This is a genomic window from Sorangium sp. So ce426, assembly GCF_051475585.1.
GTDB lineage: Bacteria > Myxococcota_A > Polyangia > Polyangiales > Polyangiaceae > Sorangium > Sorangium cellulosum_B.
On the sequence record NZ_CP150341.1, the window covers coordinates 12,844,352 to 12,871,179 of the forward strand.

Annotated in this window: 22 protein-coding genes; 14 read left to right on the plus strand and 8 right to left on the minus strand. The window is 74.7% G+C overall.

The window, feature by feature from the left end; all coding sequences use genetic code 11:
* Nucleotides 1-558: 558 nt before the first annotated feature.
* Nucleotides 559-1,290 (plus strand): hypothetical protein, encoded by a 732-nt coding sequence (locus tag WMF44_RS48305; protein WP_437296804.1) that lies wholly within the window; start codon nucleotides 559-561, stop codon nucleotides 1,288-1,290.
* Between the two features lie 60 nt (nucleotides 1,291-1,350).
* Here the strand turns inward: WMF44_RS48305 and miaA are convergent, their stop codons facing one another.
* From miaA to WMF44_RS48320, 3 genes are all read right to left on the minus strand, one after another.
* Nucleotides 1,351-2,229 carry a tRNA (adenosine(37)-N6)-dimethylallyltransferase MiaA gene (miaA, locus tag WMF44_RS48310; RefSeq protein WP_437301694.1) on the minus strand — a complete coding sequence of 293 codons (879 nt, stop codon included), beginning with the start codon at nucleotides 2,227-2,229 and terminating at the stop codon, nucleotides 1,351-1,353.
* 62 nt (nucleotides 2,230-2,291) lie between these two features.
* Entirely contained in the window at nucleotides 2,292-4,334 is a 2,043-nt protein-coding gene (gene mutL / locus WMF44_RS48315) for a DNA mismatch repair endonuclease MutL (protein ID WP_437296805.1), read from the minus strand.
* Nucleotides 4,331-5,002 carry a hypothetical protein gene (locus WMF44_RS48320; protein ID WP_437296806.1) on the minus strand — a complete coding sequence of 224 codons (672 nt, stop codon included), beginning with the start codon at nucleotides 5,000-5,002 and terminating at the stop codon, nucleotides 4,331-4,333. The genes mutL and WMF44_RS48320 overlap by 4 nt, the downstream gene beginning before the upstream one ends.
* A gap of 145 nt (nucleotides 5,003-5,147) precedes the next feature.
* On the opposite strand from WMF44_RS48320, the gene WMF44_RS48325 reads away from it, so the two are divergent.
* Nucleotides 5,148-6,443: an RNA polymerase factor sigma-32 gene (locus WMF44_RS48325; protein WP_437296807.1), complete on the plus strand. Its 1,296-nt coding sequence runs from the start codon at nucleotides 5,148-5,150 to the stop codon at nucleotides 6,441-6,443.
* A 3-nt stretch (nucleotides 6,444-6,446) separates the two neighbouring features.
* Nucleotides 6,447-7,325, plus strand: coding sequence for a 16S rRNA (cytidine(1402)-2'-O)-methyltransferase (gene rsmI, locus WMF44_RS48330; protein WP_437296808.1), 879 nt, complete (start codon nucleotides 6,447-6,449; stop codon nucleotides 7,323-7,325).
* Nucleotides 7,326-7,330: 5 nt separating this feature from the next.
* Here rsmI and WMF44_RS48335 read toward each other — a convergent pair whose 3' ends face one another.
* Together WMF44_RS48335 and WMF44_RS48340 are read right to left on the minus strand one after the other, a co-directional pair.
* Nucleotides 7,331-8,473, minus strand: coding sequence for a mannose-1-phosphate guanylyltransferase (locus tag WMF44_RS48335; RefSeq protein ID WP_437296809.1), 1,143 nt, complete (start codon nucleotides 8,471-8,473; stop codon nucleotides 7,331-7,333).
* Nucleotides 8,474-8,590: 117 nt separating this feature from the next.
* Nucleotides 8,591-9,415: an undecaprenyl-diphosphate phosphatase gene (locus WMF44_RS48340; protein WP_437296810.1), complete on the minus strand. Its 825-nt coding sequence runs from the start codon at nucleotides 9,413-9,415 to the stop codon at nucleotides 8,591-8,593.
* A gap of 169 nt (nucleotides 9,416-9,584) precedes the next feature.
* On the opposite strand from WMF44_RS48340, the gene WMF44_RS48345 reads away from it, so the two are divergent.
* Genes WMF44_RS48345 through WMF44_RS48360 form a run of 4 tightly spaced genes read left to right on the plus strand, consistent with a single transcriptional unit; the run spans nucleotide 9,585 to nucleotide 12,387 of the window.
* Nucleotides 9,585-10,097 (plus strand): NADH-quinone oxidoreductase subunit A, encoded by a 513-nt coding sequence (locus WMF44_RS48345; protein ID WP_437296811.1) that lies wholly within the window; start codon nucleotides 9,585-9,587, stop codon nucleotides 10,095-10,097.
* Nucleotides 10,094-10,642, plus strand: a complete 549-nt coding sequence (gene nuoB, locus WMF44_RS48350; protein WP_012241670.1) for an NADH-quinone oxidoreductase subunit NuoB — start codon at nucleotides 10,094-10,096, stop codon at nucleotides 10,640-10,642. Before WMF44_RS48345 ends, nuoB begins: the two co-directional genes overlap by 4 nt.
* A 33-nt stretch (nucleotides 10,643-10,675) precedes the next feature.
* Nucleotides 10,676-11,224 carry an NADH-quinone oxidoreductase subunit C gene (locus WMF44_RS48355; protein ID WP_437296812.1) on the plus strand — a complete coding sequence of 183 codons (549 nt, stop codon included), beginning with the start codon at nucleotides 10,676-10,678 and terminating at the stop codon, nucleotides 11,222-11,224.
* Complete coding sequence (locus tag WMF44_RS48360) at nucleotides 11,221-12,387, plus strand: NADH-quinone oxidoreductase subunit D (RefSeq protein ID WP_437296813.1); 1,167 nt, start codon at nucleotides 11,221-11,223, stop codon at nucleotides 12,385-12,387. The genes WMF44_RS48355 and WMF44_RS48360 overlap by 4 nt, the downstream gene beginning before the upstream one ends.
* 18 nt (nucleotides 12,388-12,405) lie before the next feature.
* Here the strand turns inward: WMF44_RS48360 and WMF44_RS48365 are convergent, their stop codons facing one another.
* The 3 genes from WMF44_RS48365 to WMF44_RS48375 all read right to left on the minus strand — a co-directional run bounded on the left by WMF44_RS48365 (nucleotide 12,406) and on the right by WMF44_RS48375 (nucleotide 16,138).
* Nucleotides 12,406-13,017 (minus strand): hypothetical protein, encoded by a 612-nt coding sequence (locus WMF44_RS48365; protein ID WP_437296814.1) that lies wholly within the window; start codon nucleotides 13,015-13,017, stop codon nucleotides 12,406-12,408.
* Nucleotides 13,018-13,320: 303 nt separating this feature from the next.
* Nucleotides 13,321-13,830: a hypothetical protein gene (locus WMF44_RS48370; RefSeq protein ID WP_437296815.1), complete on the minus strand. Its 510-nt coding sequence runs from the start codon at nucleotides 13,828-13,830 to the stop codon at nucleotides 13,321-13,323.
* 241 nt (nucleotides 13,831-14,071) lie between these two features.
* Nucleotides 14,072-16,138 (minus strand): hypothetical protein, encoded by a 2,067-nt coding sequence (locus tag WMF44_RS48375; RefSeq protein ID WP_437296816.1) that lies wholly within the window; start codon nucleotides 16,136-16,138, stop codon nucleotides 14,072-14,074.
* Nucleotides 16,139-16,558: 420 nt separating this feature from the next.
* Here WMF44_RS48375 and WMF44_RS48380 point away from each other — a divergent pair, with 420 nt between their 5' ends.
* From WMF44_RS48380 to WMF44_RS48410, 7 genes are all read left to right on the plus strand, one after another.
* On the plus strand, nucleotides 16,559-16,915 hold the full coding sequence (locus WMF44_RS48380; protein WP_437296817.1) for a hypothetical protein: 357 nt from the start codon (nucleotides 16,559-16,561) through the stop codon (nucleotides 16,913-16,915).
* 88 nt (nucleotides 16,916-17,003) lie between these two features.
* Nucleotides 17,004-18,320, plus strand: coding sequence for a YcaO-like family protein (locus WMF44_RS48385; RefSeq protein WP_437296818.1), 1,317 nt, complete (start codon nucleotides 17,004-17,006; stop codon nucleotides 18,318-18,320).
* The gene (locus tag WMF44_RS48390) at nucleotides 18,298-19,038 is read left to right on the plus strand and encodes a hypothetical protein (protein ID WP_437296819.1); all 741 of its coding nucleotides are present in this window, start codon (nucleotides 18,298-18,300) and stop codon (nucleotides 19,036-19,038) included. Before WMF44_RS48385 ends, WMF44_RS48390 begins: the two co-directional genes overlap by 23 nt.
* Nucleotides 19,035-20,843: a SagB family peptide dehydrogenase gene (locus WMF44_RS48395; RefSeq protein WP_437296820.1), complete on the plus strand. Its 1,809-nt coding sequence runs from the start codon at nucleotides 19,035-19,037 to the stop codon at nucleotides 20,841-20,843. The genes WMF44_RS48390 and WMF44_RS48395 overlap by 4 nt, the downstream gene beginning before the upstream one ends.
* Nucleotides 20,830-21,609 carry a nitroreductase family protein gene (locus tag WMF44_RS48400; protein WP_437296821.1) on the plus strand — a complete coding sequence of 260 codons (780 nt, stop codon included), beginning with the start codon at nucleotides 20,830-20,832 and terminating at the stop codon, nucleotides 21,607-21,609. The genes WMF44_RS48395 and WMF44_RS48400 overlap by 14 nt, the downstream gene beginning before the upstream one ends.
* Complete coding sequence (locus WMF44_RS48405; RefSeq protein WP_437296822.1) at nucleotides 21,606-24,194, plus strand: lantibiotic dehydratase; 2,589 nt, start codon at nucleotides 21,606-21,608, stop codon at nucleotides 24,192-24,194. Before WMF44_RS48400 ends, WMF44_RS48405 begins: the two co-directional genes overlap by 4 nt.
* Entirely contained in the window at nucleotides 24,191-26,788 is a 2,598-nt protein-coding gene (locus WMF44_RS48410) for a thiopeptide-type bacteriocin biosynthesis protein (protein WP_437296823.1), read from the plus strand. Before WMF44_RS48405 ends, WMF44_RS48410 begins: the two co-directional genes overlap by 4 nt.
* Nucleotides 26,789-26,828 lie beyond the last annotated feature (40 nt).

Here is a 26,828-nt window from a genome sequence, read left to right on the forward strand (position 1 = left end):
TGTCGGAGGAGAGACGCGGTTAGAGCGGCGGTCACCCGCTTCGGATACGGGCCCATCTCGACGTTTTCGGTGCTCAGCGCACTGGAGTGCGCTTGCGCGCCGAAAACGCCGATCTGGACCCGTCTCCTGTGCGGGTGACCGCCGCTCTGCGACGCTCGTCCCAGGCTCAGCTGAAAACTGCTCTAGCATGGACGTAAAATGGCGAGAAGGGCCCCGCCCCCTCGCCGTCCGGGGTTCGACATCGTTCGAGGGAGGCTGTCGACCCGGAGCGCCGCCGGGGTGAGCCCATGAAGCCCAGCGAGCTGCGGTGTCGATGACGCGCTGGTGGCCCCCTGATGCTTGGACCCCGCAACCGCGCTCGGCGGACGGCGGTTTCGAGGCCGCAGCGGCGCCGCCGGCGGGCGCGCGAACAGGCCGTATCTGCGCGCGCCGCCCGCGCGCGCGGGAGATCCAGGCCTCCGCGGCGGCTGGCACGCCGGGCGCTTACCGCGTCGCACATCGCCGGTTCGCCGGCCGCTCCCCGCGGCGCACAGCGGGGCGGAAGACCCCATGGAACTCATGAGCAATTCCCTGAAGATCCCGATGCCCGGCGCCGCGCCGACGGACCTCGCGAGCCGGAGCAGGAGGCTCGGGTGGAGCGCGCGCGCCGATGCCGGGAGGGCCCGATCGTTCGTCGCCCTGCGCGGGCGCATGCTCGCGAGCCCGAGCCTGGCCGGGGCGCTCCAGTTCATGCAGGTGACGACCCGCCCCTGGGAGCCGCACGAGCTCAGGGCGTGGCTCGACGAGCACGTGATCGCTCCGGGGTGGATGAGGCCCCCGCGCGCGGTGCGCGAGCCGGGCGCGGAGACCGTGGCGCTCGGCGAGCTGGACGAGCGGCCCGAGGCGGTCGCGGCGCTCACCACACGCGCGCGGCGGCGCGTGGGGAGCGCGCTGCTCGACTTCGTGGCACCCGACCCCGAGGGGAAGTTTCTCCGTGCAGCGCTGTACAGCGCGCGCGTCCGCTGGACCGTTGTGGGCGACCGATCAGGCTGGCTGCCGGCGCCGCACGAGAGCGACTTCCTGAGCGACGTCGTGCTCAGCCTGTTCGCCGCGGCGATCCTCTCGGGCCCGGACATCTATCAGCGCCACATGACCGTCTGCTCGCACTGCGGGCGCGTCGCGTTTGCCCAGGAGGCGCGGCCGTCCACCGCGGCCTGCCCGCGCTGCGACGGCGAGGTCCGGTGGCGCGTCCCCCTGGCCGGACCGGGCCGGCGCCGCGGCGGCGGCGGGACCGGCGAAGAGCGCGCATGAGCGGCGCCTCGCCGGCGTGATGCCATGGTGTAAAATATTGTAATTATTGTTATTTATGGCTCATGGCAGCGCGACGTACGCGACCGCCTGGTCCCTCAACCACGTGCGTTGCCGGCGCACGAAGGTGCGTGTGGCGCGCACGATGGCCGGCGCGAGCTCGTCGGCCGGCAGGCGCCCTTCCAGGTGCTCCCGCACCTGCCGGTAGCCGACGGAGCCCATCGCCCGCGCTTCGCCGTAGCCGCGGGAGAGGAGCGAGCGGACCTCGTCCACCCAGCCCTGCGCGAGCCACCCGGCGACGCGGGCCTCGATGCGATGGTCGAGCCCGGCGCGGTCCCGGTGCACCGCGAGCAGCCGCGCGGCGTGCCGGCGCTCCCGGAAGCCGTGCTCCGCGTGCCACGCGCTCTGCGTCCGGCCCGAACGCTCGTAGATCTCCAGCGCCCGGCTGACCCGCACGAGGTCGTTGGGCGCGAGCCGGGCCGCGCTCTCCGGATCCACGGCGGCGAGGCGCGCGTGGAGCGCGGCGCGCCCCTCGGCGTCGGCGATCGCGCGGTGGCGCGCGCGCGCCTCGGGATCGGCGGGGGGCGCGGGCGACAGGCCGAGCACGAGCGCCTTCACCCAGAGGAACGTGCCGCCGCAGACGACGGGGACCCGGCCGCGGCCGCGGATGTCGTCGATGGCCGCCTCGGCGAGCTCCGCGAAGCGCTGGGCGTCGATCGCCTGGAGCGGATCGACCGCGTCGACCAGGTGGTGCGCCGCGCGCGCCCGCTCGGCGGGCGTCGGCTTCCCGGAGCCGAGGTCGAACTCCCGGTAGATCTGCACGCTGTCGGCGCTCACCACCTCGCCGCCGAACCGCTCCGCGAGCCGGATGGCGAGCTCGGTCTTGCCGCTCGCCGTCGGGCCGACCACGACGAGCAGCTCACCCGGCGCCGGCGGCGCGATCGTCTCCCACGACGGCGGCGCGGCCGCGCCGGCGTCCGGGGCGAGCTCGAGCGCCGCCTCGCTCACCGCCTCCCCACGCGGTGCTCCAGCTCCGGCCAGCCGACGCGCATCACGATGGGCCGACCGTGCGGGCAGTGGCCGGCGAAGTCGACCTCGTCGAGCGCCGTGAGCAGCGCCCGCGCCTCCTCCGGCGCCACCGGGTCGCCCGCGCGCAGCGAGCCGTGGCAGGCCATCGTCGCGAGCGCGAGGTCGACCGCGCCCGAGAAGGCGCGCTCGCCCGAGTGGCTGAGCTCGTCCACGAGGTCGCGCACGAGGCGCTCGGGCGCCGCGCGGCGGAGCAGCGTCGGCACCGCGTGCACCGCGAGCTGCGCCGCGCCCGCCGGGCGCACGTCGAGCCCGAGCCGCGCGATCGCCTCCTGCGCCTCCTCGACGAGCGACACCTCCGCGGGGGCCGCCTGGACGATCACCGGGAAGAGGAGCTTCTGCGTGGCGACGTCGCGCCCGTCGAACGACGCGCGCAGGCGGTGGAAGGTCACGCGCTCCGCCGCCGCGTGCTGATCGAGGAAGTAGATGCCGTCCGGCCCCTCGCACACGAAGAAGGTGTTGCGCACCTGGGCGAGGAAGCGCAGCGACCGCCAGGAGACAACGCGCTCGGCCGCGGCGAGCACCGGCCCGCTGCGCGCCGGTAGATCCGGGTAGGGGACGGGCGGCGACCCCGGCGCGGGCGCCGGCGGCTCACCCGGCCCGCCGCGCGCCGGGAGATCGAGCGCAGCGATGTCGGCCCACGCCCCGAGCTGCGCCGGCGCCGCCGGCCCGGCCGGCGCGGCGTGCGGGCGCGCCGGCGGGACACCGCCGAGGTCGCCGCCGAGGCCCCACGGATCGCCCGGCGGCGCCTGCGGCTCGCCCGATGCGCCCGGCGTCGACGCGCCCGGCGTCGACGCGCCCGGCGCCTCCGCCGCGGGGCCGCTCGACCAGACCCAGGCGTCTCCGGGCGGGGACGCCGGGTCCTCGAAGAGCTTGCCCTTGCGGCCCTGGAAGCCGCCGGGGGCCGGCGCGGGCAGGCCGAACGCCGCGGCCACCTGCGCGGCGACGATCTTGTAGAGCGCGTCGGCGACGGCGCGGCCGTCGGCGAAGCGGACCTCGGCCTTCTGGGGGTGGACGTTCACGTCCACGAGCTCGGCGGGCAGATCGATGAACACCGCGCCGATGGGGTACCGGCCCGGCTCGAGGACGCTGCCGTAGGCGAGCGCGATCGAGCGCGCCAGCGAGCGGTCGCGCACGTGCCGGCCGTTCACGAACATCCACAGCCAGCTGGCGCCCGAGCGGGCGCGCTCCGGCCGCGACACGAACGCCTCGACCGTGAGCGGCCCGCGCTGGCCCGCGCACGTCGCGAGCTCCTCGCCCGCGAGCATCGCGCGCGCCCGCTCCGCGCGGCTCGAGGTGCGCAGCCACTCCCGCGCGACGCGCCCGTCGCGCGAGAGGACCAGCGTCACGCCCGGCTCGCCGAGCGCGACCGCCTGCGCGATCTCGGACACGTGCGCCGACTCGGTGCCGACGGCGCGCAGGAACTTGCGCCGCGCGGGGACGTTGAAGAAGAGATCGCGCACCTCGACCACGGTGCCGGCGGCGCACCCGCAGGGGATGGCCTGCGCCGCGCCGCCGCCCTCGATCCGGATCTCCGTCCCCTCGGACTCGCCGTCGCGCCGCGTCCGCAGCGAGAAGCGGCTCACCGAGGCGATGCTCGGGAGCGCCTCGCCGCGGAAGCCGAAGCTCTGGATGCTGCGGAGGTCGTCGATCCGGGCGATCTTGCTCGTGGCGTGGCGGAGCACCGCGAGGGAGGCGTCCTCGCGGCTCATCCCGCGCCCGTCGTCCGCGACGCGCACCAGGCCGACACCGCCCCCCTCGATGTCGACGCGGATGCGGCGCGCGCCCGCGTCGAGCGCGTTCTCGACGAGCTCCTTCACGACGCTCGCCGGCCGCTCGACCACCTCGCCCGCCGCGATCTGGTTGGCGAGGTCGTCCGGGAGGATGGCGACCCTCCGCTCCTCGGCCTGCGTGAGCGTCGATCGAGGATCCGCGCCGGCGATCCTCTCCGCGGTGCTCATGGCTCGTCGCCGGGGTCGACCGCCCGGGCGACCGCCTGGAAGTACATCTTGGTGCGCTCCCGCGTCAGCGCCACGGCGGCGGAGCCGAAGACGGCCAGCTCGAAGATCACGAAGCGCACCCGCTCGGCGGTCCACCAGAGGCCGGTGTTCGTGAGGCCCGCGCGCTCGGGGATGTCCGGCGGAAGGAGCGCCCCCGCCTGCGCCACCATGTCGATCCAGGCGCCGCGGACGCCCCGCGTGAGCGCGTACTCGACCGCGGCGAAGGCCAGGTTGGCGACGAGGACCTGGAGGACGAAGCCGCGCGTGCCGGGCCGCCCGCCGAGCGCCAGCCCGCTCGCGACGACGAGCAGCCCGCCGAGGAGCAGCTTCCCGATGCTGAGGGGGAAGGAGACGTCCTGGTACAGGCTCAGCGCGCGCGCCTGCGCGGCCTCGAGCACGAGGAACGTGAACTGGAACGGATCCCCTTGGTCGCGCGCTTGCTCGGCCACGGCCATGACGTCGGGGGCCATGCCGGCGCGCAGGTACATGGCCGTCCCGCACCCGGCCATGAAGCCGCGCACGCCGATGAGCCAGGTGAGCAGCATGGTGGCCACCAGGTACCAGGGGCGCAGCGAGCGCGGGCGCGGAGGGCGGTGCGAGTCCACGTGGAGGAGGCTGGCGTGTAGCACGTTCTCCGATCTCGCGCGCTCTCTTCCTTACCTGCGGATCGCGGAGCGGGTAGCCTCCGGATCGCGAAGCGCCCGCGCGCCTGCGCGCCGGCACAGGTGGCGCGGTGCGGCGGGGCTGTACTAGAACTTCGAGGACGAGGTCCGGGTGGCGAAGAGCAAGAGCGAGCCGCGAACGAAGCGAACGAAGGGGACCGGAGCGCCCCAGCCCGACGGGGTGGCGAAGGCGGGGCTCCAGGCCGGAGCGGAGGATGAAGGCGCGGAGCTCCGGCCCGACTCGGACGCGGCCCCCCGGCCTGCGGCGAAGCGCCGCGCGCGCTCCACCGCGAAGGACGGCGGGCGCGCGCGCGGCGGCGAAGCGCAGCCCGCGGAGAGCGACGACGAGGGCCCGCGCGAGGACGACGACGAGGCGGACGGCGCGCCCGAGAGCGGCGCCGCGAGGGCGGGCGACGTCGACGAGGGGGACGTCGTGGAGGTCGTCGGCGAGGTGATCGACGACGCGAGCCTCGATCTGAACGACATCGAGCTGCCGCGCTCCGCGCGGGCCAGCGGCGGCGAGGGCCGCGGCGGCGGCGGCGGCAGCGACGCCGCGCTGTCGCGCACGGACCCGCTGCAGGCTTACCTGCGCGAGGTGCAGCGCCACGCGCTGCTCACGCCGGACGAGGAGAAGGAGCTGACGATCAAGTACACGAAGACGCAGGACGTCGCGACCGCCGCGCGGCTCGTGACGGCGAACCTGCGGCTCGTGGTCAAGCTCGCGTACGAGTACCGGCGCGCCTACAAGAACATCATGGACCTCATCCAGGAGGGGAACATCGGCCTGATGCAGGCCGTGAAGCGCTACGACCCGTACCGCGGCGTGAAGCTCTCCTCCTACGCGGCCTGGTGGATCCGCGCGTACATCCTCCGCTTCATCCTCAACAACTGGCGCCTCGTAAAGCTCGGCACGACGCAGGCGCAGCGGAAGCTCTTCTTCAACCTCAACAAGGAGAAGGCGAAGCTCTCGGCGATGGGCATCGAGCCCACGGCGGCGGAGATCGCGAAGCGCCTGTCGGTCGAGGAGAAGGAGGTCGTCGACATGGACCGCCGCCTCGCGAGCGGCGAGGCCTCGCTCGACGCCCCGGTCGGCGACCTCGAGGGCCGGACGATCCCGCGCGTCGAGCTGCTCGTGTCGTCGGGGGCGAGCCCGGACACCGCGTACGAGGCGAGCGAGATGGGCAAGCTCGTCCACGATCGGCTCTCGAAGTTCCGCGAGACGCTGAAGGGCAAGGACGTGATCATCTTCGACAAGCGCATGGCCGCGGAGGATCCGCTCACGCTCCAGGAGCTCGGCAACGAGTTCGGCATCTCGCGCGAGCGCGTGCGCCAGCTCGAGGCGCGGCTCCAGTCCAAGCTGCGGACGTACCTCCAGGAGGAGCTCGGCGACGCCGTCGAGATGGACTAGGCCGTGTCGAGCGGCGGCGAGCAGGGCGGGTCGAGCGGCCGCGGGTGCCTCTACGTGGTGGCGACGCCGATCGGCAACCTCGGCGACATCACGCTGCGCGCGGTCGAGACGCTGCGCGGGGCGGACCGGATCCTCGCGGAGGACACGCGGCGGGCCCGGGCGCTCCTCGGCCACCTCGGCGTCTCGGGCAAGCCGGTCGACCGGTTCGACGCGCACGCCTCGGAGGCGGACGCGGCGCGCGCGGCCGCGCGGCTCGCGGCGGGCGAGTCGATCGCCTTCATGACCGACGCCGGCACGCCGGTCGTGAGCGATCCGGGGACGGCGCTCGTGCGCGCGGCCACGGAGGCGGGGGCGCGCGTCGTGGCGATTCCCGGGCCGAGCGCGGTGATGGTGGCGGTGAGCGCGTCGGGGCTCGTGACGGGGGGCTTCCGCTTCGTCGGGTTCCTGCCCCGCGGCGGGCGCGAGCGGCGCGAGGCGCTGGCCCTCGTCACGTCGACGCCGGAGGCGGTGGTGCTGTTCGAGTCGCCGCGGCGCTTCCGCGAGACGCTGGCCGAGCTCACCGAGCGGATGCCCGGGCGGCGCGCCGTCGTCGCGCGCGAGCTGACGAAGGTGCACGAGGAGATCCTGAGCGGCAGCGTGGAGGAGCTCGCGGCGATCGAGCGGGAGTGGCTCGGGGAGATCACGCTCGTGCTCGCGCCCGCGGCGCCGGCCGCGGAGGGCGCGCGCCCGAGCGACGAGGAGCTCGACGCGCGCATCGATCGGGAGCTCGCCCAGGGGAGGCGGGCCAAGCACATCGCCGAGGAGCTGTCGGTGGAGCTCGGGCTACCGCGGCGCGAGATCTACGCGCGGGCGGTGGCGCGGCGGGGGGAGCCGCGCGGGTAGCGCGCTCACGTGTGGCGGTCCTGCCCTCGCGCCTTCAGGGCGTCGACCGCGTGCTTCACGTCCTGGGCCCGATCGCGCGGCACGATGAGCAGCGCGTCGTCGGTCTCGACCACGACGAGGCCCTCCACGCCGACGAGCGCGATCACCCGGCGATCGTCGGGCGCGGCGCGCGCGCGCAGATCGACCACGTGGTTATCGTGCGCGTCGATCAGCACCGACCCCGCGGGCGCGCTGTTGCCTCGCTCGTCCTTGTCGGCGAGCTCCCAGGCGCTCTGCCAGCTGCCCACGTCGCTCCAGCCGAAGTCGCCGGGCACCACGGCGAGCCCGGCGACGTGCTCCATCACGCCGTGATCGACGCTGACGGCCGGGAGGCCCGGGAACACCCGCAGGACGGCCTCCGCCTCGGCGCTCGGGCCCAGCGCGGCGGCGCGGTCGATCTCGTCGAGCCCCGCGGCGAGCGCCGGCAGGTGGGCGCGGATCGCGGCCAGCATGTCGCCCGCGCGGAAGATGAACATCCCCGCGTTCCAGAGGAAGCGGCCGCTCGCCACGAACTCCGCGGCGCGCTCGCGGCTCGGCTTCTCGACGAAGCGCCGCACGCGGCGGGGCGCTGCGGGCGCCGCGCCCTCCGCCCCGGCGGCCTCCTCCACCTCGATGTAGCCGAAGCCCGTCTCCGGGTGCGTCGGGCGGACGCCGATCGTCGTGATCGCGCCGCCCTGGGCCGAGGCGACGGCGGCCCGCAGCGCCTCGAGGAACCGCGGCACGTCGGCGATGTGGTGGTCGCTCGGGAGCACGACGACGACCGCCTCGGGGTCGTCGCGCGCGATGGTGGCGGCCGCCCAGCCGATGCAGGGCGCCGTGTTGCGCGGCGCTGGCTCGACCAGCAGGCGCCGCTCGGACACCTCGGGCAGCGCCGCGCGGGTGGGCGCGACCAGGTGCTGGCCGGTCGCGATCCAGACGCGCTCCCAGCCCGCGCGCCCGCCGCGGGCGCACAGCGGGAGCGCGCGGCGCGCCGTCGCGGCGAGCAGCGGCTCGCCGCCGAGCAGCGGCAGGAGCTGCTTCGGGCGCGCGGCGCGCGACGCCGGCCAGAAGCGGGTGCCCGCGCCGCCGGCGAGGATCAGGACATGGATGGAGGGGTCGGTCGAGGTCATCGGCGCTTCTCCGCGGTTGGGCGTGCGGTCTGGACGTGCGGTTTGAACGTGCGGTTTGAACGTGCGCTCTGAACGTCGAAGAGGGTCGCACGGTTGCGGTGCGGCCGCCGAGGGCGCTCAGGCGACGCCGGGCAGCGCGCGCGCGTAGGCCACCATCGCGAGGCCGAGGGGGACGACCCACAACGAGAGCGCGCCGACGCGCCGCCGCTCGGCGAGGGCGCGGAGCGCGGAGGCCGCCGCGGCGGCGCTCACGAAGGCGGCGAGGAGGCCGAGCGCCACCGCGCCCGCGTCTGGCGCCGGGCCGTGGAAAGCGCGCGCCTCGGCGAGCCCCGAGACGAGCAGCGCGGGGAGGCTCAGCGCGAGCGCGAGCTCGACGGCGCGCGCGGGCCGGACGCCGAGCCAGAGCAGCACGACGAGCGCGGCCCCGACCCGCGACGCGCCGGGCAGCGCCGCGATCCCGTGCGCCGCGCCGGCCACGAGCGCCCCGGCGATCGACGGCGCGTCGGTCTCGTCGCGGCCGTCCCGCCGCGGCGCGAGCGCGGTGCTCGCGAGCGCCGCGCCGGTGGCGAGCAGGCCGAGCCCCACCGCGAGCGGCGCGTCCCGCCACGGCGCGACGTACGGACGGAGCGCCGCCGCGACGATCAGGCTCACGGCGGCGCCCAGCGCGAGCCCCGCCGCGTCGCGCGCCGGCGGCGACGCCCTGAAGAGCGACGGCCTCGCGAGCGCCCGGGCGCCCTCGCCGAGCGCGCGGAGGAGGCGCTGCCGCACGGCGAGCGCGAGCGCCGCCGCCGCCGCGAGCGCCTGCGCGGCAAGGACCCAGGCGTCGCCGTCGGCCGCGCTGAGCCAGAGCCGGGCCGCCGCGCCATGCCCGGTCGCCGAGATGGGCAGCGCCTGCGCCGCCCCCTGCACGGCCGCGAGCACCGTCACGTCAACGAGCCCCACATCCGAGCGATATCCCAGCTCGGCGCGTCCTGTCGATCCCGAGCAGCAGCGCCGGCGGGGCCAGGGTCTGCCGGCTTGCCGCGGTTCAGCTTTTCACCTACATAACCACCCCTGGATCCGACCCCTCTCGCCTGAAACGAGGGGGGCGAGCCGAGCGAGGTTCCGCCCGATGTTGATGGCCTACGCCAGCGTTGCCGCGTTCTTTCTGGTGGCGATCGGCTTCATGCTCGGCTCTCTGCTGTTCGGGAGGCTGCTGCGCCCGAACAACATGTACGCCGAGAAGGTCGAGACGTACGAGTGTGGCGAAGCGCCTGTCGGGCCCGCGTGGTTCAACTTCAACCCGCGTTTTTACATCATCGCGCTCGTCTACATCATCTTCGACGTCGAGATAGCGTTCATCTATCCGGTCGCGGCCGTGTTCAAGCGCTGGGTGGACCAGGGCAGCGGGCTCTTCGCGCTGATCGAGATCTTCCTCTTCGTGGCCATCCTGATGCTCGGCTTCGCCTATGTCTGGGTGAAGGGCGACTTCAACTGGATCCGCTCCATCAAGGGGGATCCGCGCGGGGCTCAGAACGTGTGCAGCCGGGCTCGACCGCGCGCGCCGCTCGCGGGCGCGGGCGAAGGCGCGCCGGCGGGCCTCCCGGGTCAGGCGGCGGCCGCCGAGGGAGGTGCGGAGTCATGACATCGAACCTGAACCTGATGGCCCCGCCCCGCGGGTGGGAAGCGAAGTACGAGAGCGACGGCGGCGGCGTCATCACGACGAGCGTCGATCAGACAGTCAACTGGCTGCTCAACTGGGGCCGGTCGAACAGCGTCTGGTACATGCTCTTCGGCCTGGCCTGCTGCGCCATCGAGCTCATGCAGACCGGCGGCCCCCGCGGCGATCTCGAGCGCTTCGGGGCCGCGCCGCGGCCGAGCCCTCGGTCGAGCGACCTGTTCATCATCGCGGGGACGCTGACGTACAAGATGGCGACCCGCGTGAAGCGCCTCTATGACCAGATGTCGGAGCCGCGCTTCGTCATCTCGATGGGCAGCTGCTCGAACTGCGGGGGCCTCTTCCAGTACGCCTACTCGGTTTGCAAGGGCGTGGATCAGATCATCCCGGTCGACGTCTACGTGCCCGGCTGCCCCCCGCGCCCCGAGGCGCTGCTCGAAGGGCTCCTCAAGATCCAGGAGAAGATCAAGAGCGAGCGGGCCCTCGGCCGCCGCGGCGCGACGGGCGGCTGAGCCCTCTCCTCTCGACACCTCCCGGGATCTCCCATGTCACCCGAAGCTATCTTCCAGGCGCTCCAGGCGAAGCTCGGCGAAGACGCGGTCTTCGACTTCCACCCCGTGTCCCCGAAGGATCGCGACGCCTGGCTCCAGGTCGCGCCCGCGAAGATCGAGCCCGTGTGCCGGCTCCTGCGCGAGGCGCCGGAGCTCGATTTCGATTACCTGGAGTGCATCACCGGGGTCGACTATCCCGATCTCGAGAAGATCGTCGTCGTCTATCACATCTACTCTTACGCGAAGAAGCACCGGGTCGTCCTGAAGGTGTTCCTCGACCGGGAGAGCCCTGTGGTGTCGACGCTCGTCGACGTGTGGTCGGCGGCGAACTGGCAGGAGCGGGAGTGCTTCGACCTGCTCGGCGTGCGCTTCGAGGGGCACCCGGATCTCCGCCGCCTGCTCCTGCCCGACGACTGGGAGGGGCACCCCCTGCGCAAGGACTGGCAGGAGAAGGCGGAGTACCACGGCATCCCGACGCAGCGGCCGAACCCCGTCGAGCTCTTCAAGATCAAGCTCCCGAAGAAGGACGCGGAGGCGTCATGAGCCAGGTCATCTTCAGCGTCGACCGCGGGGGCGCGGAGCCGGGCGCCGAGATGGAAGACGAGATGACCCTCAACATGGGGCCTCATCACCCGTCGACCCACGGCGTGCTCCGCTTCGTCATCTCGACGGACGGCGAGATCATCCGGAAGGCGGTGCCGGACGTCGGCTACCTGCACCGGAGCATCGAGAAGATCGGCGAGCGCTGCACGTACAGCGGCTTCATGCCGTACACCGATCGCGTCGACTACATCGCGGCGATGTTCGCCAACGAGGCCTGGGCGAGCGCCTGCGAGAAGCTGATGGGCATCGAGGTGCCGAAGCGGGCGCAGTACCTCCGCGTCATCTCCTGCGAGCTCAACCGGATCGGGAGCCACATGATCGCGCTCGGCGCGATGGCGATGGACGTCGGCGCGGTCACGCCCTTCCCGTGGGCGCTGCGAGAGCGGGAGTACATCAACGACTTCATCGAGGAGCTGTGCGGCGCGCGGCTCACCTTCAATTACCACCGCATCGGCGGCGTGTCGTTCGACATGCCGAAGGGGTGGGCCGACAAGGTGAAGCAGTGGCTCGACCGCTTCGAGCCGATCATGGTCGAGTTCGACCGGCTCATCAGCCTGAACGACATCTTCATCAAGCGCCTCGCCAACGTCGCCGTGGTCACGGCCGAGGAGGCGAAGGACTGGGGGCTCGTCGGCCCCAACCTGCGCGCGTCCGGCGTGAAATGGGATCTCCGCAAGGAGGACGCCTATTCGGTCTACCCCGAGCTCGAGTTCGACGTCCCCGTGGGGCGCGGGCGCTACGGGACCGTGGGAGACTGCTGGGACCGGTTCTACGTCCGTGTCGAGGAGTGCCGCGAGTCGGCGAAGATCCTCCGCCAGGCGCTCGACAAGATCGATGAGCACCCGGAGGACGACGTCCTGGGCAAGCTGCCGAAGAAGATGCGGCCCGACGGGGAGGCGTACGCTCGCATCGAGAGCGCCCGCGGCGACATGGGCTGTTACGTCATCGGGCGTGGCGCGGAGGAGGCGTACCGGGCGCGCTTCAGGACAGGGAGCTTCACCGCGATGGCGATGATCGAGGCCAAGAGCCCCGGGCTGTTCCTGGCCGATCTCGTGGCGCTCATCGCGAGCTTCGACGTCGTGGCGCCCGAGATCGACCGGTGAGCGGGCGACGGGGAAGCCTCAGGGCTCCCCGCCGCCGAGCTCGGGGCACTTCTCGCTGAGGGCCTGGCACTCCGGAGGCGGCTCCGCGGAGAGGTCGAGGGTCGATTCACACGTGAGCGACTTGATGAACTCGATCTGAGCGCCCGTGCACGCCTTGTACTCGGCGACCGTGGCGGTACACTCCGCGAACTGGTCCGTGGGGCACATCCCCTCTTCCGAAGGCTCCTCGGGATCGTTCATGCACTCTTCCTTGGCGGTCGCGCAATCGGCGCCGCCGAGCGCGGCTGCGACCAAGCCGGCGAACTCGCACGCGTCCTCCTTCGAGATGTCGCTGGCCGACGCGGCGATCTCGTCGCACACCGCCTGCGATTCCTCGTCCGTCAGGTCGCCCAGCTGCTTGTCGTCGAGGTCGCCCCCGACGTCGCCACCGGTGCCGTCCGTGCCGCCGGTGCCGTCCGTGCCGCCGTTGCCGCCGGTGCCGTCCGTGCCGCCGTTGCCGCCGTTGCCGTCCGTGCCGCCGGTGCCGCTGGTGCTGCCGGAGCCGGAAGGATTGCTCTCCTCGCCATCATCGCCGCACGCAACGAGCGCGAGCCCGACCATCAGCGTTCCAAGAAGCTTCATCCGTGTCATCGAGCGCTCCATCATCGAGAATGTTCACCTGATAATAGTCCGCGCGGCGCCCGAGGGCGGCTCCGTCGAAGGAAGCGAGCGGGTTGAATCGTCGACCGGGAGGCGCGCGGCGCGTGAAGATACTACGACCACGGTCGATTTTTCCTTCCTCGTCAGAAGAAAAAACATCGCCATCCGGCGCGAGCATCGCCGCGCGCCGCCGAGGCGCTCTCCCGGCCGCGCGTCTCGGCGTCCGTCATCCCGCGCGCCCGAGGTGATGAAGTAGGCTAGCTTACTTGGGGCTTGGCATTCGCGCGAACTTGATCAGGGGCGCACGACCTGTGAATTGATGGCGCCCTCGAAGACCCCGAGCCGGGGTCGCACGCGGGGCCCGGCCGATCTCGGCGCGGCCTCGATCGAGAGGCCGCCCTCGGGGGTCACGTTGACGCGGCACTCCGCGCCGACGTCGAGCGTCTGCGAGAGCTCCTCCCAGGCTGCCTCCACGCCCCGCCGGACCTTGTAGTCCAATATCTCGAGCAGGCCGAGACCCAGGACCTCGTAGTACCAATCGGAGTCCGCATCGACCTCGAGGTTGCTCGTGACGATGCTGAGCGCGCCGTCAGCGCACACGAAATCCAGATCGAAGTCGACGTCCACCTCGGGGTCGGGCAGCCATGTGCTGTAGGCCAGATCGAGGTCGACGTGGGCCGTCGTGCACTCGGCTTCGCCCGCCGGGCAGCCGCGGGTGATCTCCACGGCAGGGCCGTACAGGTTGCCCCAGTACAGGTCCTCCCCGTGCAGCGAGTCACCGACCAGGGCCTCGACCCGGCTCACCAGCTCCTCATTGGGGATGCCGAACGCCAGCAGAAACTGGGCGGCGGTGTGATTGTAGCCCGCCCAGGCCGGGTGGGCGCGCAACTCCGCGTGGCTGACGGTGAGCGTCGGGGGTCGAGCACCGGCCCGCCCTCGCCGGGCGGCGGCAAGGGGGGCAGGGCAAACGGCTACTCATGCAAGCTCGAGACCAGCGAGCGTTGCGGCGCCGACGCGCCACGCCTGAACGAGCTTTCGCGGAGTCTCAATCCTCGCTCGCGGGCAGCGGCGGAGGCGGCGGCAGCGCGCGGGGGGGCTCGAGGCGCGTCGGCTCCGCCTTGCAGTCGATGGTGCGGCCATCGCAGCCACAGACGTTCCCGCCCAGATCCTCGTAGACCGCCGGGGAGCGCTCATCGACGTACCTCACGAGGTCGAGCGGCTCGCACGTGAAGGTCGTCGACGCGAGCCGCACCGTCGCGCCGACGTTGTAGATGCCGGCCGCGGCGCTCCGCTCGATCACGCTGTCCCTGACGAGGGCGTCCGCCTGGCCCGTCTCGTTGTTGTAGGCGATGATGCCGTAGCCGTAGCCGTTCCCGCCGTCGCGCGTGCGCCCCAGGGTGTCCGTGATCGTCGTCGCGTCGACGGTCGCGTCCGAGTCGCTGAGGAAGAGGCCGCCGTCCCTGCTCGACTCGATAAGGACGTTGCGCAGGTGCGCGCTCGCGCGCTCGCCGAGGTCGGGCAGCGACTGGACATTGACGCCCCGGCCGACTTCCTCGTTCGACGGCAGCGGCCTCGTGTCGCGCACAACGGTCGAGTCCAGGGTCGCGTCGGCCCCGAAGACGGCGATCCCCATCCCGTAGCTGCCTTCCACCGCGCTGCCGCGCACCTGGGCGCTCGCGCGCCGTCGATCGTGCGCGATCTCGAGCCCCGCGCCGTAGTCCGGCGCGCCGGGGATGATCTCCCGCACGAGGAGGCCATCGATCTCGACGTCGGAGCCGTTGACGACGACCCCTCTCTCGCGGCTCCGCTCGACGAGGACGTGCCGCAGCGCCACGCGGGCGGGGCGGCCGTCGACGCGGCTCGGCTCGGTGTAGAGGCCCACGCCGTGGCCCGGATCGCCCTCCGCCGGCGCCAGACCCGTGTCGCGCACGACCGTCGCCTCGATGGTCGCCTCCGCGCCGATCATCGCGATGGCGGCGGTGTGGTTCCGCTCCAGGACGCTTCCCCGGACCGTGAGGGTCCCGGGATCGAAGCCCCGGAGTTGGGTCGCCGCGAGCCCGGTGCCCGGCAGCTCCGCCGCGAGCCAGGTGACGTCGCGGACGACGCTGTCCTCGACGACGCCGTCCGCCCCGGAGAACCGGATACCGAGCCCCCCGACGCGCTCGATAACGACGGATCGCGCCGTCACGCTCGCGCGGCGCTCGAACGACTCGACCTGCATCGCCATCGCATGGCCGTAGAACGGGTGCCCCCGGTCCCCGGTGGCGAGATCGATATCGCGCAGGACCGTGCCCTCCAGCGTCACGGCGGCGTCGGCCACGACCATGCCAGCGCCCGTCGTGTGCTCCACGAGCGCCCCGCGCACGGTCAGGCTCGTTTCGGACTCCAGGCCTGCGGCGAGGAGGCCGACATCGCTGGTGTCGTGGATCCAGACCCGCTCGATCAGGACATCGCGCGCGTTCGCCACGCCGAGGCCCATGCCCTGCCCGCGGACAGCGAGGTCGTGGATCTCCGTGGCGCTCGCGCCCCTGTCGACCTGGACGGCGATCGCCGCGGGCGGCCCGACGATCTCGACGCGCGCGGGGCACCGGCCCCAGAGGCGCACGGGCTGCCCTGAGATCAGCAGCTCTTCGGCATAGCTGCCCTCCGCGATCGCGATCACGGCGCCCTCGGCCGCGCGGTCGATCGCGTCCTGGATCGTCGTCCACGGTCTGGCCTCCGTGCCGTCGCTGTCCGCCCCGGCGTAGGCCGCGTCGACGAACTCGGTCGTCCCATCGATCGGCGCGCCGCCCCACGGCTCCGCCCCGCACGGAGCGACCTCCCGCCACGCCGCCTCGCCGGGGACGGCCATCTGACCTTCCGGGCCCGCCTCCGCCGGCAGGACGGGCACGCAGCCCTGCGCACCATCGGGCGTGAAGCCGCTCCCGCACCGCCCGGGCGGGACCCCCGCCGGCTCGCAGCCCGCGCCGGTCTCCACCGCGCCCGGCGGGCAAGGGAACGCGTGCCCGGCGTCCGTCCCTGCGCCGCCGGCCGGGTCAAGGCGCTGCACGCACGCAGCGAGCAGGGTGATCTGCAGGAGCAAGAGAGAGAGGGCGAGCCGGTCTCGACGCATGGTGCTTCGGTGCCTCGCGGGAACGATACGCGCTCCTCGTCCCCGAGGGGCCCCGGAGATCTGCGTGCGCATGTTGAGCGAAACCTCGCTCACTTGCGCGCGTAGTTGCGCATCGACGGCCGCATCCCGGGGATGCCGCTTGCGCCCTGGCCGGCGCTCCGCCGGTCCCGGGCTGCGGTCGTGAGCTCGGGCTCCGCGGCATGCGCGTTGCTTGAAGGACCGCGAGCCTCGGGGCTGGAGCGGCGCCGGAAGGCACGCTCGCTGTCCGGCTCGACGAACACGGGGTGTCACAGGCGACATGCCGCCTTGGACCTCAAGGACTCTTCGGAGCGCATCCGAGAGGGCGCGCGCGGTCGTTCGCGAATCCTCGCGAGCGACCGCGCGCGTCGATACGTAGTCAACGTCTGTAAGGAGATTGCCATGCTCACCATCCAGAATACCGAGTCGATGTTCGAGACGCAGACGACCGCCGGCGCGACCGACGTCGTCGACACGAAGGCCGGCGTGCAGCGTCTCGAGCTCACCCTCAAGAAGATCAGCGAGAAGAGCAACGAGACGCTCCAGGCCGTCCCGCTGAGCTCCGCCTGTACGAGCGGCTGCTTCTCCTCGGTCAGCTCGATCAGCGTCTCGTCGAACTCGTCCTTCGACGGCCTCGACGAGGGGCAGCTCGAGAGCGTCATCCGCATGCACGACAAGGCGCTCGACGTCATGGGCCAGGACGCTCTCGTCTCGGCCGCGATCGCCAAGGGCGTCGAGCTCGGCGCCGACAAGAAGTGAACCCGTAGGCGCACCCTGGGCGGCCCGGACGCGCGTCGCGCGTCCGGGCTCCCGGGGCGCCGCCTGCCCCGTTCAAGGAGTCGCCGCCATGTCGGAGATCTCGCTCATCGATCGCCTCGCGCCGCTCATCGACGAGCGCTGCGGGATCATCCGCCGTGTCCGGCGTTTCATTTTTCCCCCCGGCTTCGAGGGGCAGATGCACGGCTTCACCGCGTTCCTCGGCAGGCCCGCGGCGCTCCACCCGGGCCCGTCCCGCACGGGCTCGAAGCTCGGGTCGCTCACCGGCTCCGGCACGGCCGTCGACGAGACAACGGCCCAGATCCGGGCCGTCTGCGAGGCCCTCGAGCGTTACTGCGGCGTCATGTACCCGACCGAGGGGGTGCTGCGCGCGACGCCGCGCTCGCTCGGCGATCGCGCGCTCGACCCCGCGCGGCTGCCGCGCTGCTCCGCGCGCGAGCGGGCCCGCGCGCCGTCGGCCTTCCGCCTGCGCGAGCCCGATCCGGATCGCGACGAGCTCTGGGTGGGCGGCTTCTCGCTCACCCACGCGCGCCCGATCTGGGTGCCGCTCACGGCGACGTACATGGGGTTGCCGCTGCCGATCCGCGAGCACGCGCTCTTCCCGCTCTCGACGGGGTTCGCGGCGGGCGCGAGCTTCCGGCAGGCGATCCTCTCCGGCCTGTGCGAGGTGATCGAGCGCGACAGCCTCGCGCTGTTCTGGCTGCACCAGCTCCGGATGCCGCGCATCGCGCCCGGGAGCGCGCGGAGCCCGCTCGTCGCGGCGCTCCTCCGCGGCGCCGAGGCCGCGGGCACGGAGACGGCGCTGCTCGATCTCACGACCGACGTCGGCGTCCCCGTCATCGGCGCCGTGCAGACGTGCGCGCACAGCGCGCCGCACGCGATCGCGATGGCGGCCTGCCGCCCCGACGGCGAGGCCGCGGCGGCGCGCGTCCTCGAAGAGGTGGGGAGCCTGCGGGTGGCGCTGAGCGAGCCCGCTCCGCCGGTCACCCGGGCGTCGTTCTTCACCGAGGCCGATCAGACCCCCGAGTCGTTCGGGCGCCTCTACGCGGGGCCCGACGGCCCGGCGCGGTTCGCGTTCGCCACGCGCGAGGCGCCGGTCGCGGCCGCCTTCCCCCGCCCGATCGAGGGCGACGACCCGCTCGCGGCGATCGTCGCGCGGCTCGCCGCGCTCGGCATGGAGGTGGTCGCCGTCGACGTGACGATGCCCGAGGTCCGCGACTTCGGGATCGTCGTCGTGAAGGTGATCGTGCCCGAGCTCCTGCCCATCAGCTTCACCCACCACGCGCGGTACCTCGCGCACCCTCGCCTGTACGACGCGCCGGAGAGGCTCGGGTACGGCGCTCGCACAGAGGAGTCGATCACCGATGATCCGATCCCGTTCGCCTGAGGAGAGCCCGGCCTCGGAGCGCGCCGCCGGCGCGCCCGCGGTGCACGTCATCCGTGACGGAAAGCTCGGCGCCCGCTGCGCGGAGCTCCTGACCGGCGCGGGGGCGCGGGTCACGACGTCGGCGCTGGGCACGGGCGCGCCGGAAGCGCCGCCCGGCGCGGTGATCGTCCTCGCGACCGATCGCCCCCGGCCCGCGGCGGCGCTCGCGCTCGACGCGGCGGCGTTCGCGGCGCGGGTCGCCTGGACGTCGGGCACGCTGCTCGCGCACGAGCTCCGGATCGGGCCGTCGATCGTCCCCGGCCGCACGCCGTGCTTCGCCTGCTTCTCGCGGCGCGTGCGCTCGGTCGCGCTGGACCTCGAGGCGCACGACGCCCTCGAGGCGCTCGGGGCCTCGGGCGACCTTGGCCCCTGGTTCCAGGGCGAGCTCGCGGCCGTCACCGAGCAGGCCGCGGCGCTGCTCGCCGCGGAGGCGCTCGCGCTCTTCAAGCAGCGCGGCGCGCCGGAGCCGCCCCGCGCCGGCGCCGCGCGCATGGGGCGCTTCTGGGAGTGCGACGTCACGTCGGGCGCGCTCCGCGCGCGGCGCTTCGCCCGGGTCGGGCTGTGCGGGCGGTGCGCCGCCGGCGAGCACGCGGCGGGGCGCGGGGCGTCGCTCGCGGGGTACTTCGCCGAGAACCCGCTCGCTATCGCCGGATCGTCCGGCGTGGGAGGTGGCCGATGAGCCCGTCCGATGATGCCTACGAGGCCCGCGATCTCAGCCGCTTCGCCGAGCTTTACTGGGAGCTCCGCTGCCCGGAGCGACCGCGCTTCGTCGAGGATCTCCTCCGCGTGACGCTCCCGGGCGGAGAGCTCCACGTCCTCGGCGGCGAGGCGCAGATCATCCAGGGAGCGTCGCTCCCGTGGGTGATGGAGAACCTCGTGCCGCTGCTCGACGGGACGCGCACCGTCGGCGACGTCGAGGCCGCGTTTCCGGGCGTCGTCGCCTCCGACCTGCGGGACGCGATCCACCTGATGCACATGCACGGCATGCTCGAGGAGGGCGAGGGCGCCGCGGCCGACGAGGCCGAGGAGCCGCGCCGGGCGCAGCGCGCGTTCTTCAGCAGGTACCTCCGGCGGACCGGGCGCAACCGCAGCCGGGGGGAAGCGCAGCGGGCGCTCGAAGGCGCGCGGGTGCGCGCGCTGGGGGGGGACGGCGACGCGGAGCTCGCGGGGATGCTCGTGACGATGCTCCGCGAGGCGGGCGTCGCCGACGTCCGCCTCGCCGCGAGCGCCGGGGAGCTCGCGCAGGGCGAGGTCGACTTGGCCGTGGTGATCGGCGACCAGGAGGCGCTCGAGGCGGCGGCGCGCGCGTGCATCGCGGCGCGCGTCCCGATGCTCGCGGCGAACCCCGGCGCGTGGACGATCGGGCCGCTCACGATCCCCGGGGCGTCCGCGTGCCCGGCGTGCGTCCGGCTCCAGATCGGCGCCGCCGCGGCGGATCCGGCGCTCGACGACGGCGCTCTTCGCGCGCTCTTTGGGCGCGCGCTCGTGAGCCGGGTCGCGCAGCACGTGATCTTCCACGCGAGCGGGCTGCTCGCGGTGGCCCCGCTGGAGCACGTCGAGGTGTGGCGGCCCGGCGCCGGCGAGACGGCGCTCCACCCCTTCATGACCAGGCTGCCCAGCTGCCCGCTCTGCGGCGGCGACGCGCCGCCGCGGACGGCGACGCTCCCGTCCGGCCACGCGGAGAGCCTCGCGCGGATGTTCCACAACACGACGGTCGTCCAGCCGTGGCACATCGGCCAGCACGCGGGGATGCAGGCGCACATCAGCCCGGAGGTGCGGAAGCTGCAAAGCACGCCGGCCGCGCCGTCGCCGCGGCGGCCTCCGGAGGGCGCCGGCGCGACGAACGCCGCGCCGCTCGGCGCAGCGTTCGGCGCGCCGGTCGGGGCCGCGCTGTCGCGCCGGCGCGACGCGACGGGGACGTTCGACGCGGGCGCGCTCGGCGCGCTGCTCGAGCTGAGCTTCGGCGGGCGCGTCGAGCGCCGCGCCGAGGGCGAGGCGCACGTGCGTCGCACCACCGCGTCGGCCGGGAACCTCGGCTCGGCGGAGGCGTACGTCGCCGCGGCGCGGGTCCCCGGGCTCGCGGCGGGCGTCCACCGGTTCGAGCTCGCCGCGCGCGCGCTCACGCCGCTCCGCGCCGGCGTGGCCGCGGGCGCCCTCGCGCGCGCCGTGCTCGCGGGCGGGAGCGCCGAGCACGCCGCGGCCGTGGAGCGCGCGGGCGCCGTGATCGTCGTCGTCGGCTCGGTCGCGCGGGCGTGCTCCAAGTACTACGCGCGCGGGTACACCTACGCGCTGCTCGACGCCGGGTTGATGGCCCACCGCGTGGAGCTCCTCGCCCAGGAGCTCGGGCTCGAGGCGACGACGATCTGGACGTTCGATGACGAGGTCGTCGCGCGCGTCGTCGGCGTCGATGGCATCGATCTCGCACCGCATCTCCTCATCGCGCTCAGGGGCGCAGCCACGGAGGCCCGCGATGTCTCTCGCTGATCACAGGATCTCGTCCACGCTCGCCGCGGCGACCCAGCCCCTGCGGGGGGTCGCCGAGCTCGTCGTCGCGAGCCGCTACCCCGAGGCGCGGCCGTCGCCGGAGCCCGCGCTCCCCGCGCCGTCGCCGCTGCCCGGGGACGCGGAGCGCGCCCTCTCGCTGCCCGCGCCGCGCGCGCTCGAGCCGGTCCAGCGCTCGCTCGCGTCGGTCATCGTCGCGCGGCGGAGCGGGAGGCTCTCGGCGGGGGCGATCGACGCGGCGACGCTCGGGACGCTGCTCGCGGCCGCCGCGGCGCGGCCGGCAGGGCTCGCGGACGCGACGCTCGATCCGCTGCTGTTTCCGGTGGTCTTCGACGTCGACGGTGTCCCGCCCGGCGCGCACCGGTACGACCGCGGCGAGCACCGCCTCGCGCCGATCGGCCCGGCGTCGCGCGCGCGGATGGCCGAGACAGCGATCCTGCAGCGCGAGCACGCCATGGGCGCGGCGGTGCTCTTCCTGGTGGTCCCGATCGGGCGGTGGCTCGTGGCGTTCGGCGATCGCGGCTACCGGGGCGCGGCGTTCGCGGCGGGGTGGCTCACCGACCGCCTTTACCTCGTCGCGGAGACGCTCGGGCTCACCTACACGGCGACCGGCGGCTTCGCCCCCGCGGTCGTCGACGAGGTCCTCGGGCTCGACGGCCGCGATCATACGGCGTTCTTCGCGTTCGCCGTCGGAGGGCACCGCCAGCCGACCTCCCGAGAGGCGCCTCGCGGAGGGCAGCCGCGATGAGCCGCGGGCTCCAGATCGCGCCGTGGGGCGCGCTGCGCATCGCGGGGATGCCGGCGGACGCGCTCGCCGGGCTCCGCCTTCGCGAGAGCCCCGCGGTCGAGCGCGAGCTCGCCGTGGCCGAGCTCGCGCTCGCGGCCGCGCGGGAGGACGCGGCGGCGCGCATGTTCGACGTCGTGCGCGGGTGCGAGGACGAGGCGCTGCGCCGCGCGGCGCTCGAGGTGAAGCGGCGGCTGTTCAACGGGAAGGCCGTGGCGGCCGGCGCGCTCGAGGGCGCGAGGACCGCGCCGCCGGAGGGGGCGCGCGCCGCGCTCGCGCTCGTCGACGCGCGCGCGGCCCGGTGCGCCGCGCTGGAGGAGCGCTACGAGGCGACGTTCACCGCGGAGTGGATCGCCGCGTCGGAGCGCTTCCGGCAGGCGCTCGGGAGCTCGCGCCTGCTCGGGGGGATCCTGCTCTCGAGCGCCGACCATCATACCACGGCGCAGAAGCTCGCGGAGATCCCGAGCGGCGCGCCGCTCACCTCGGCGCAGCAGATCCGCGAGGCCACGATCGCGCGTTACGTCTTCCGCGCGACGGCGCGGACGACGCCGTTCGCGGGGTTCGCGGGCGTCGCGCTGGTCGACCTCTCCGCGTTGCCCGAAGGCGTCGGCAGCGCGCCGCGCACGCCGCGCACGCCGCGCACGCCGCGCACGCCGCGCACGCCCGAAGAGGCGCGGTGGCGCAGCCTCCCGCAGCTCGCGCTCGCGCACGCCGGGGAGCTCGTCGCGCGCGCGATGTCTTCTTCTTCCCCGGCTTCCCCGGCGGCTCACGCCCACGCCCGCGCGCGCCTGCCGCTCCGGATGAACCCGCTCCGGCGCTTCGCGGCGGGCGCCGCGCCGTCGGTCGTTTTCTCGCGCGCCCGGTCGGGCGAGCTGTTGTCGCTCGGATGGACCCCCGCCGTCGCCCGCCTCGTCGAGGGCGCCGAGGGGCGCACGCTCGAGGACGCCGCCCGGGCGCTCGCGTCGGACGACGCCGACGAGCGCGCGTGCCGCGACGTCCTCGAGCAGCTCATCGAGGCCGGCATGCTCGAGCCGGTGAGCGTCCCGGTGGGGCCGACCCCTGCGGCGCTGCGCGCCGCGGCGGACGCCCTGGGCGAGATCGGGTGCGCGGGCGCGCCGGACGAGCTCCGCTCGGTCGCGCGGCGCCTCGAGGACTACGCGACCGCCGGCGTCGAGGCGCGCGCGCGCCTCGCCGCCGAGCTCGGCCGCGGCCCTGGGCGCTCGGCCGTGCTCGAGGATGTCATGGTGGACGGCGACTTCGGCGCGGAGCTCCCTGTCCCGCGCGGGGCGCTCGCCGAGGCGCTCGAGCCGGTCGTGCGCTTCGTGCGCGCGAGCGCCTGCGGGGCCGCGCACCGCCGGCTCTGCGCGGCGTTCGTCGAGCGGTTCGGTCGTGACGGCGTGTGCGACGACGTCGGCGGCTTCGTGACCGAGATCCTCGAGGACCCGCGGCGCGTCGCGCTCATCCGCGGCGCGTCCGAGCCGATCCGCTGGATCGACGCGGAGCTCGGCCGCGTCGCCGCCGCGGCGACGGGCGACGTCGTGCGCCTCGATCCAGGCCTCTTCGAGGCGCTCGCCGCCCCGGACGCGCCGTCGTCGATGGCGCTCTTCCTCCAGATCGCGCCTCCCTGCCCGCGCGACGGCGGAGCGCCGCGCGTCGTGCTCAACGGCGCGCAGGCCGGGCGCGCGAAGTACCTGTCGCGCTACCTCGCGGACGCCGAGGGGCGCGCCCCCGAGGCCCTCGAGGCGATCCGCCGCCGCCTGGCGCAGGAGGACGGTCCGCTGCCCGTCGAGCTCTCGCCCACGCTCGGCCTCAACTTCCAGGTGCACCCGCGCCTCACGGCGTGGGCGCTCGAGCTCCCGTGGGAGCCGAGCGCGCCGGGCGACAAGGTCCTGCCGCTCCGCGATCTCTCCCTCCGCTTCGACGCGGCGGCGGTCGAGCTCCGGCTGCGATCGCGGCGCCTCGGCCGCGAGATCGAGCCGATCCACCTCGGCTTCCTGCGGGACGCCGCGCTCCCCGATCCGCACTTCCTGCTCCGCGCGCTCTCGCCGCGGCTCCGCGACGACACGGTGGCGGAGCGGGCGGACCTCTACAACGTGCTCGATCGCCTCGATCTGGCCCGGGGCGTCGCGCTGGCCCCGCGGCGCCCGCGTCTCACGGTCGGTCGCGTCGTCGTGGAGCGCGCGCGGTGGGCGATCCCGGTGAGCGCGATCCCGCGCAAGGAGCCGAAGCAGCCGTACGCGTCGTACTTCCGCGCGATCGCGCGCCTGCGGCGCGAGCTCGATCTCCCGAGCCGGGGGTTCGCCCGGTACGTCGGGCGGGAGGTGGCCGGCCACGGCTTCACCGAGACGAACATGTACGTCGACTGGGAGAGCCCGTTCACGCTGATCGGGCTGGCTCGCCTGCTCGGCGGTCCCGGCGGCGGGACGAGCGGATACCTCGTCTTCACCGAGCTCCTGCCGGAGCCCGAGGCGTCGTGGCTGCGCCTCGACGGGAGGCCGCACGCGGCGGAGCTGCTCGTCGAGATCGACGGCGAGAGGAGCGCGCGATGAGCTGGATCTACCGGAAGCTGTTCCACGATCGGGGCCTCGAGGGCGAGGGGACCGACGCGCTCCTCCTCGGGCTCATCGATCCGCTCGTGTCCGAGCTCGAGCAGCGCGGCGCGATCGATCGCTTCTTCTTCCTCCGGTACGCCGAGGGAGGCGACCACCTGCGGCTGCGCGTGCGTGTGGCGCCCGGGCGCGACCCCGTCGACGTGGCGGCGCGCGTGGACGCCGCGGCGGCGCGCTGCGCCGCCGTGTCGCGCGCGGAGGCCGCCGTTTACGAGCCGGAGCTCGAGAAGCACGGAGGGCCCGCGGGGATGGAGATCGCGGAGCGGCAGTTCTTCGCGTCGAGCAGGTTCGCGCTCGGCTGCATCCGGAAGACGGCGGGGCGACCGCGGGCGCGCACCCTCGTCGCGGCCTGCGCGCTCGACGCGCTGCTCGCGCGCGCGGGCGTCGCGGGCGACGCGCGGCGGTCGTTCCTCGCGGGGTACGCGCGGCACTGGCGCACGTTCGCCCGCGCGATCTCGGGCATGGAGCTCATCTGTGCAGCGCCGGACGCCGAGTCGGTCGCGCTCGTGCGCGCGCTCGTGCGGGGAGAGGGGCTCGCCGCGCTCGGCGAGCTCGTCGACGGCGAGCGCGCGCTACTCACAGCGTTCGACGCGGATCTGCCCGAGCTCGCCGAGGCGTCGCGGCGCGGAGCGCTCGGTGTGCCGCTGGCGACGGTCCTGACCAACCTCGCCCACACGTTCCATAACCGCCTCGGGCTCACGCTCGCCTTCGAGGTGTGGGTGGCCGACGCGCTCGCCGAGGCGGGCGCCCCGCACGAGCCGCCGCGGGCTCGCCCGCCGGGCGTCTCGCCGGGCGAGGCGTGGCGGCGCCTCGCCCGTGCGGCCGAGCAGCGCCGGCCCGTCACCGCGCTCCTCGACCCCTGCGAAGGCGCCGCGCTCGACGCGCTCCGCGACGCGGCCCGCCGCGACGGCCTCCGGTTCATCGCGTCCGCCGCGCCCGAAGGCGGGATGTCCGCGCCCTTCGCGCTGCTGCGCGCCCTCGCGGACGCTCACCCGGCGGGCGGCGCGCTCCTCGCTGCCCTCGGCCGCATCGAGGCCGCGCACGACGCGCCGGAGTGCCCGCTGCCGCCCGACCCGGCTTCCGTGGCCGAGGCGCTCCGCTCCTTCCTCGCGGAGCACACGCTCGAGCCCACGGTGCTCGTCCTCCGCGACGTCGACGGCGCCGACGCCGACACGCAGCACGCCGTCGCGTTCCTCGCGCGCGCCCTGGAGACGGAGCCGCTCGCCCTCGTCGTCACCGCGAGCGGGCGCCCGAGCCCCGGGTGGGCCGCCATCGTGGCCGAGATCGAGGAGGGGCCGGGGCTCCTCCGCGTCGCGACCGCGCCCGCGCCCGAAGGCGGAGCGGCCGCCCCCGCCGTGACGCCGGCGCCCGCGACGGTCGCGCGGGGCGAAGCGTTCTGCCGCGCCGGCGCGCTGCACGAGGCCGCCGCGATCCTCGGCGACGCCCTGGCGTCGCCCGGCCTCTCGCCCGCGGCGCGGGCCGACGCGCTCGTTGCGCTCGCGAGGACGATGCTCCGCATGTCGCGCCCCGCCCTCGCGCGGCAGGCGGCGGAGGCGGCGCTCCGCCTCGGCCTCCCGGAGCGCCGCCGCGCGCTCGCGCGGCGCGTCCTCCTCGCCGCGCTCCACAACCTGGGCGAGACCGCCGCGCTCGACGCGCTCCGGGACGACGTCGCTCAGCGGCGCTTCGCGCCCGGCGCGTCCGCCGCGGAGCGCTGCTGGGCGGAGCTCGACGCCGCGCTCGCGTGCGCCACGGGCGAGCGCCGCGCCGAGCACGAGGCGCGGCTCGACGCCCTGCTCGCCGCGCCGCGCGGCGACGCGCCGCCGCAGTGCCTCGCCGCCGCGCACGCGTGGCGCGGCGCCGCGCACGCGGCCAGCGGCGAGCACGAGCGCGGCCTCGCGCACCAGCGCCGGGCGCTCGCCTTGGCCGAGGAGCTCGCCGATTTCCGCCGTGCCCTCATGGTGCGCGTGCGCCTCGCGAGCAGCGTCGCGGCCGCTGGCGAGCTCGCCGAGGCGGCGGCGCTCTTCGAGATCGCGGCCTGTCACGCGGCGTGGATCGGCCTCTTCGACCTCGCGTCGCTCGCCGCGCAGAACGCGATCTCGCTCGGCCTCGCGCGCCGCGACGCGGCCCCGGTCCGCGCGTGGCTCGACGGCGCCCGGCCCGCGCGCGCCCGGGTGTGGCGCTCGCCCTACGGCGAGCTCGCCGTGCTCTACGCGCGGGCCGAGTCGGCCCTCGCGCGGGGGGAGGTCGGGGCGGCGGGGGCGCACCTCGATCGGCTGCGCGCGCGCCTCACCGCGCTCGGGGGGGCCGCCCCGCGGAGCGCGCCCCTGCTCGCGCTCGCCGCGGCGCACCTCGAGGCCGACGTCGCCGCCGTCGCGGGGGACGACGCCGGCAGGGCGGCCGCGCTCGCGCGCGCCGCGGAGCTCACCCCGGGCGTGCCGCCGGAGGAGCGGCGGCTCGTCACGGCCATCGCCCGCGCGCGGCGCGACGCCTGCCGCCGCGACAGGCCGGTGGTCCTCGGTTTGCAAAGCACTTGAACGAGAACGAGCTCGATCCGCGCCCGCCACGGGCGCCGAG